Consider the following 6,480-nt stretch of genomic DNA (forward strand, 5'->3'; position numbering starts at 1 on the left):
GACGATGAGCGTTGATGCAGCGTGGGCACTGCGGTGGATCGAGACGTCGGCGGCCACTGTCGCCGAGCACCGCGACTACCTGGTGGACCTGGACCGAGCGATCGGCGATGGCGACCACGGTGAAAACATGGACCGCGGTTTTCGCGCCGCCGTTGCGGCCCTGCACGAAGGCCAGCCGGACAGCGTCGCAGATATTCTGAAGACGGTCGCTAAGACCCTCATGTCCACGGTCGGCGGTGCCGCGGGACCCCTGTACGGAACGGCGTTCCTGCGCGCATCGAAGGCCGCGGGATGCGCCAACCTGGACGGTGAGGGTGTTGCTGCGCTCATCGAGGGAGCGCTGGACGGTATCCAAGCGCGCGGCAAGGCAACCACGGGTGAAAAGACCATGGTCGATGCCTGGAGTCCTGCTCTTGACGCCGCGCGCGAGACTGCTCAGGCGGGCGGCGACGCGCTTGTCGTGCTGGAGGCCGCAGCTGCGGCTGCCGAGGCCGGAGCAGCCGCCACCGAGCCGATGCGCGCCACGAAGGGACGCGCCTCCTACCTGGGGGAGCGCTCCATCGGGCACCTCGACCCAGGAGCCGTCTCCACCTCGCTCATCTTGCGCGCCGCCGCGCGTGCCGCAGCCGAGGGTGGCGCGGCATGAGCGCGCGCGTCGCCTTCGTCATCGTCTCCCACAGCACTGCGTTGGCCACCGGTGTCTGTGAGCTGGCCGCCCAGATGGCGCCCGACGTGCGCTTCGAGGCCGCCGGCGGCACCGACGACGGTCGCATCGGAACCTCCTATGATCGCGTCGAATCAGCTCTCGAAGCTGCGCTCGGTGCCGTCGGAGGGGAGGGGAGCGGCGTCATTATCCTGACCGACCTCGGTTCGGCGACGATGACGGTCGAGTCCGTCATCGACATGAGCGACGACCCTGACCGCGTCCGCTTCGTGGATACCGCGCTCGTCGAAGCAGCTGTCGCCTCATCCGTGCGCGCCCAACTAGGCGATACCCTGAGCCAGGTCGCCGCCGTGGCCGCATCCCTGGCCCCCCGCCCCGAGGTCGTCCCATCCGAGGAGGCACCCGGTGCCCCCGTCCCGCTGATCAACGGGGCAACGGAGGCAGTCCAGGCCTCGGCGATGTGGGCGCAAGGAAACGCTGTCGTTGCTGACCCCGTCGGACTGCACGCGCGTCCGGCGGCTGCTTTCGTGCGCCTTGCCGCATCGTTCGACGCGGAGATCACCGTCAACGGAGCGGACGGAGGTTCGGTCCTTGACCTCATGTCCCTCGGAGTTACCCAGGGAGATACCGTCCATATCGAGGCAAATGGGGCGGACGCCACAGCGGCGGTCGCGGCGTTGACGGATATGCTTGAAAGCGCGAACGCGCAACTGTGACAATCAAAGGAGACAACGTGAGCGCGAAGAGTGTTCTGCTGGAACCTCAGCATCTTCTCGATCCCACCCTCGAGCACACCCTCATCGTCGTCAAGCCCGATGGTTACGCTCGCGGCCTCACCGGTGAAATCCTGCGCCGCATCGAGGCCAAGGGCTACACCATCAAAGGCCTGAAGCTCATGGTCGCCTCCCGCGACCTGCTGGCCGAACACTACGTGGACCACAAGGATAAGCCCTTCTTCGAGAGCCTCCTGGAGTTCATGAGTTCCGGCCCCGTCGTCGCCATGGTGATCGAAGGCCAGCGTGTCGTCGAGGGTATGCGTGTCCTCATGGGTTCGACCGACCCGACGACTGCCCCAGCCGGCACGATCCGCGGTGACTTGGGTCGCGCCTGGGACAGCCCCCACATTGAGAACCTCGTTCACGGCTCGGACTCTGTAGATAACGCAAAGCGTGAAATCTCCCTGTGGTTCCCGGAGATTTACTGAGACGCCGGTAACCTGCAAGGGTGCACCTGAAGAACCTGACGCTGCGGGGCTTTAAGTCATTCGCCAGCGCGACAACGCTCGCCCTTGAGCCGGGCATCACGTGCGTCGTCGGCCCCAACGGGTCGGGAAAATCAAACGTCGTCGACGCGCTCGCCTGGGTGATGGGCGAGCAGGGGGCGCGCGCTTTGCGCGGCTCGAACATGGCGGACGTTATCTTCGCGGGGACATCTGGGCGCGCTCCACTCGGGCGCGCCCAGGTGGACCTGACGATCGACAACACTGACGGGCTGCTCGACATCGAGTATTCGGAGGTTCGGATCAGCCGCACCCTGTTCCGCGGGGGCGGCTCCGAGTACTCCATTAACGGCTCGCCCGTGCGGCTCCTGGACGTGCAGGAGTTACTTTCGGACACGGGCATGGGGCGCCAGATGCACGTCATCGTCGGCCAGGGACAACTCGACGCGATCCTGTCCTCCACCCCCGAGGAGCGCCGCGGTTTCATCGAAGAGGCCGCGGGCGTCCTGAAGCATCGGCGCCGTAAGGAGCGGGCACTCAAGAAGCTGTCGGACATGGACGCGAACCTCGTGCGCGTCTTGGACCTGACGAACGAGATCCACCGCCAGCTCGGGCCCCTGGCCCGCCAGGCGCGCGTTGCCCGGAGCGCGGCCCTCATCCAGGCGCGCGTGTGCGACGCGAAGGCCCGCCTGCTCGCCGATGACCTCGCCTCTGCGCTGAACATGCTGGCCGTGCTCGAGGCCTCGGACGAGTCGGCAGCGCACCAGCGCGCGTCTCTTCAGAAACAGATCGCGTCGGCGCGTGCTGAGTTCGCGCGTCTGGAGAAGGCGGAGCGGGCGTCCTCGCCGGCGCTCGATCAAGCTTTCTCCGACTGGCAGTCACTGACCACGATCACCGAGCGTCTGCGCGGCACGCTCATGGCCGCGACGCAAAAGGTCTCCCTGCGTGCGACTCCCGATCCGCCGCCGGGCGGCGAGGATCCCGACGTTCTCGACGAGCGCGCCCGCGTGGCCATTGCCGAAGACACTGCCCTGGTCGGGCAGGTCGAGGAGGCCCGCAGTGCACTCACGGCAGCGACGCGCGCCCGCGAGGCCGCGGAAGACGCGGACGAGTCGGCGGTCCGTGAACTCGCCCGCGTTAATCGCGTCATCGCCGACCACCGTGAGAAAGTCGCGCGCCTAACGGGCGACGCCTCCACTGCCGCGTCTCGCCTGGAGGCCGCTATCGCCGAGGCCGGTCGCGCGTGGGGCGCATGCCGCGCCGCTCAGGAGCGCGCCGAGGCAGCAGAGAAAGCCGTGCCGGCATCACCTGTTGGCTCCGTTGGTGTGGATGCTTCTGTCGCTGAGGGGTCTTCGTCTGAGGATAAAGCCGGTGGGGGAGCGGCCCGCGCACACGCGGAGGCCTCCGCCTGCCGTGACGCAGCGCGCGCCCGCGTGGACGAGCTGCTCGGCATCGAGCGCGAGGCCCGCGCCGATCGCGCCCGATGGGAGGCCCGCCGCGACGCCCTCGAGCAGCTGCTCGCTCCCGAGGATGGCACCGCCGAGCTGATGGGACGCCCCGGTGTGCTCGGCCAGGTCGCGCCCCTCCTGCACGTCACCCCCGGTTTCGAGGATGCCGTCGCGGCCGCGCTCGCCCCCTTCGCCGACGCCGTCGTCGTCGACTCCCTAGCCCGAGGCCTGGGCGAGCTTGAAGCGGCCCGCGCGGCCGGACGATCACTGCGGATTGTTGTTGCGTCGGATACGTTGTCTTCTGTTTCTGCTGGTTCTTCCGACGAGCCTACGGATAGGCCTGGCGGCCCGCGCATTGACCTGCCCGAGGGCGCGACGTGGCTGTCCGACGTCGTCACCTGCGAGGGGGCCGCTGCGCCCCTCGCGTCCCTGCTGGATGGGGTCGTCGCCTGCTCGCTTGATGCTGCCGTTGCCGTGCTGGATGTGTCCGGTGTGCGCGCAGTCGTCACGTCAGGTGGGGACGTGCTGCGCTCCTGGTCGGTAGAGGGCGGCCGCCAGGCTTCCTCCGTGCTCTCCGTACGTGCGGACTACGAGGAAGCTTGCGCGCAAGCTGAGGCCGCCCAGGCCCGCATGGCCGAGGTCTCCGAGCATCTCAGCGAGGCTAGCGCCCACCTGGATCGCTGCATCCGCGATGCAAACGACGCCCTGAAGGAGCTGCGCGAGGAGGACGCGCAGCGCGCCAAGGAGGCTCAGGAACTGGCCCGTGCCCAGTCGGCGGCACAGGCTGCCCGCGCCGAGGCCGAGCGCGCCCACGATGTCGCCCGCCGCGCCGACGAACAGGTGACCTGGGCTCGTGAGCAGGACGTGGCCGCGCGCGCCCGCCTCGACGGCGCGGACACTGTCGGTCCGCCCGAATCCCTCGAAGACGCCCAGACCCGCGCGGACGCCGCCTCTCGGGCTGCTCGTGAGGCCCGCGAGGGCGAAAACGAGGCGCGTCTGAGCCTGCGAGTCCTCGAAGAACAATCGCGGCGCGCCGCCTCCCGCGCCCGTTCCCTGCGCCAAGCAGCCGCTGCCGAGCGCGAGGCGCGTGCCCGCTACGCCCGGCGCGAAGCTGCACGACAGACAGAGCTGGCCACGGCCTCGGACGTGGAGTCCGCCGCGAGAACAGCCCTGGAGGCCGCCGAGCGCGCCCTGTCGCAGGCCGCCGCCGAGCGCGACCGGCTGAGCGAGCGGCGCTCCCAGGTCTCCCAGGAGGTTTCTGACGCCCGACGCGGCCTCGACCGGCTGAATGCTGAGTTGTCGGAGGTTACGGCCTCGGCCCACCAGGGGCAGATAGCGGCCGAGCAGACGCGCCTGCGCGTCGAGGACCTGCAGCGGCGCGCCCTGGAGGAGCTGTCCCTCGAACCCGAGCAGCTCATCGCCGAGTACGGGCCGGAGATCCCTGTGCCGATGCTGCCGCTCGATCCCGACGACGTCGAGAAGGCGGCGCAAGCCGAGCCGGCCGCCTTCGTGCGCGCCGAGCAGGAGAGGGTGCTCGCCAGGGCCCAGAAGGACCTGGAGAAGCTGGGGCGCGTGAACCCCCTGGCGCTCGAGGAGCACGAGGCGCTGGCTTCGCGGCACAAGTTCCTGGTGGATCAGGTCCAGGACCTCAAAGCTTCGAAGGCGGATCTGCTGCGTATCGTGCAGGACGTGGATCGCCTGGTGGAGGAGGCCTTTGCGTCGGCGTTCGCCGAGACGCGCGAGCAGTTCGAGCACGTGTTCGGCGTGCTGTTCCCGGGCGGCCAGGGCGACCTCGTGCTCACAGACCCGGATGACATGCTGACGACGGGCATCGAGATCGAGGCTCGGCCCGCGGGCAAGAAAGTGAAGCGCCTGTCCCTGCTGTCGGGTGGCGAGCGGTCCCTCGCCGCGATTGCGTTCCTGGTCGCGATCTTCAAGGCGCGCCCGTCCCCGTTCTACGTCATGGACGAGGTCGAGGCAGCCCTGGATGACGTGAACCTGTCGCGCCTGCTGGCTATCTTCAAGGAGCTTCAGGAGACCTCGCAGCTGATCGTTATCACGCACCAGAAGCGAACCATGGAGATAGCGGACGCCTTGTACGGCATCACGATGCGCGACGGCGTCACCACGGTCGTCTCCCAGCGCCTGGCAGACTAGCTCAACTTTCCCATGGGTTCTACCTTGGGGTAGACGACGGCTGCATTGGTGCGTATTCTAGCGATATGGCAACACTCAACATCAAGGATGAACGCGTGCATGCGCTGGCGACAGAGCTGGCACGCCTACGTGGGACGACCGCGACAAGTGCTGTTCTCGACGCGCTGACCGTTGAGATGGAAAAGGAACGAGCTAATCACGCTATCGACTGGCAGGCCTTTGCTGATGTGCAGAGAAGGTGTCAAGGTGTTGATGACCCCTGGCTGACAGACGACGATATCTATGACAGTGAGGGGCAACCTCGATGATTGTCGACACTTCGGCATTGGTTGCGCTGATCAGGTCTGAGTCGAGAGCTGCCGACGTTATGAAGGCTTTGGATGAACATCCCCAGAGACTTATCGCTGCGCCCACAGTACTTGAGCTATCTATTGTGATGGGGCAGGCACGAGCCTCAGAAATTGATTCGATCCTCGGCATCTTGGGGCTAACTATTGTCGAATGTGGTGTCGACGAACTGAGATGCGCCCGTGAGGGGCTGCGCAGATATGGCAGGGGAAGCGGCTCGCCCGCAAGACTGAATTTTGGTGACTGCTTAGTCTACGGAGCTGCGAAAGCTGCTGGCCTTCCTTTGTTGTTCATCGGCGACGATTTTACTCATACAGATCTTCAGAGTGTTCTTGTGGACCCGTCTCCCCGTTTGTGACACGTGGGCGGAGACCATGCGTTCTTCGCCCACGCCTTGTCAGGGTCTGCCATAGCGGCCTGGATGCATATGTGTCGTGATTGGCAGTAGCGTCCCGCATATTGGTGTAACCGTGTGGGGTTAGGCTTGTGTTGTTGGCACTTCGTTAAGCGGGCGCGAGTTCCTGCTGCCAGTGAGGTGCCTGGTATGGGAACTCGTCGTCGTTTTACACCGGAGTATCGTCGTGATGTGGCGAGTCTGGTGTTGGATACAGGGTCCACGAATCGCGTCTGTGGCCCGGGATTTA

6 protein-coding genes are annotated in these 6,480 nt (G+C 66.6%); all 6 read left to right on the top strand.

All coding sequences use genetic code 11. The annotated features are described in order from the left end of the window. Nucleotides 1–4 precede the first annotated feature (4 nt). The gene (gene dhaL, locus RYL44_RS06215) at nt 5–646 is read left to right on the top strand and encodes a dihydroxyacetone kinase subunit DhaL (RefSeq protein ID WP_314805377.1); all 642 of its coding nucleotides are present in this window, start codon (nt 5–7) and stop codon (nt 644–646) included. After that, nucleotides 643–1,380 carry a dihydroxyacetone kinase phosphoryl donor subunit DhaM gene (gene dhaM / locus RYL44_RS06220; RefSeq protein WP_073983513.1) on the top strand — a complete coding sequence of 246 codons (738 nt, stop codon included), beginning with the start codon at nt 643–645 and terminating at the stop codon, nt 1,378–1,380. The genes dhaL and dhaM overlap by 4 nt, the downstream gene beginning before the upstream one ends. Nucleotides 1,381–1,397: 17 nt before the next feature. After that, on the top strand, nt 1,398–1,868 hold the full coding sequence (ndk, locus tag RYL44_RS06225; protein ID WP_314975419.1) for a nucleoside-diphosphate kinase: 471 nt from the start codon (nt 1,398–1,400) through the stop codon (nt 1,866–1,868). Nucleotides 1,869–1,888: 20 nt separating this feature from the next. Beyond that, entirely contained in the window at nt 1,889–5,488 is a 3,600-nt protein-coding gene (gene smc, locus RYL44_RS06230; protein WP_314975420.1) for a chromosome segregation protein SMC, read from the top strand. Between the two features lie 65 nt (nt 5,489–5,553). After that, a complete protein-coding gene (locus RYL44_RS06235) occupies nt 5,554–5,796 on the top strand; it encodes a type II toxin-antitoxin system VapB family antitoxin (RefSeq protein ID WP_073983515.1) in 243 nt (80 codons plus the stop codon). Then, nucleotides 5,793–6,194: a type II toxin-antitoxin system VapC family toxin gene (locus RYL44_RS06240; protein ID WP_073983516.1), complete on the top strand. Its 402-nt coding sequence runs from the start codon at nt 5,793–5,795 to the stop codon at nt 6,192–6,194. The genes RYL44_RS06235 and RYL44_RS06240 overlap by 4 nt, the downstream gene beginning before the upstream one ends. The last annotated feature ends 286 nt before the right edge of the window (nt 6,195–6,480 follow it).

The sequence above is a fragment of the Actinomyces bouchesdurhonensis genome (genome assembly GCF_963540955.1).
GTDB classification, from domain to species: Bacteria; Actinomycetota; Actinomycetes; order Actinomycetales; family Actinomycetaceae; genus Pauljensenia; species Pauljensenia bouchesdurhonensis.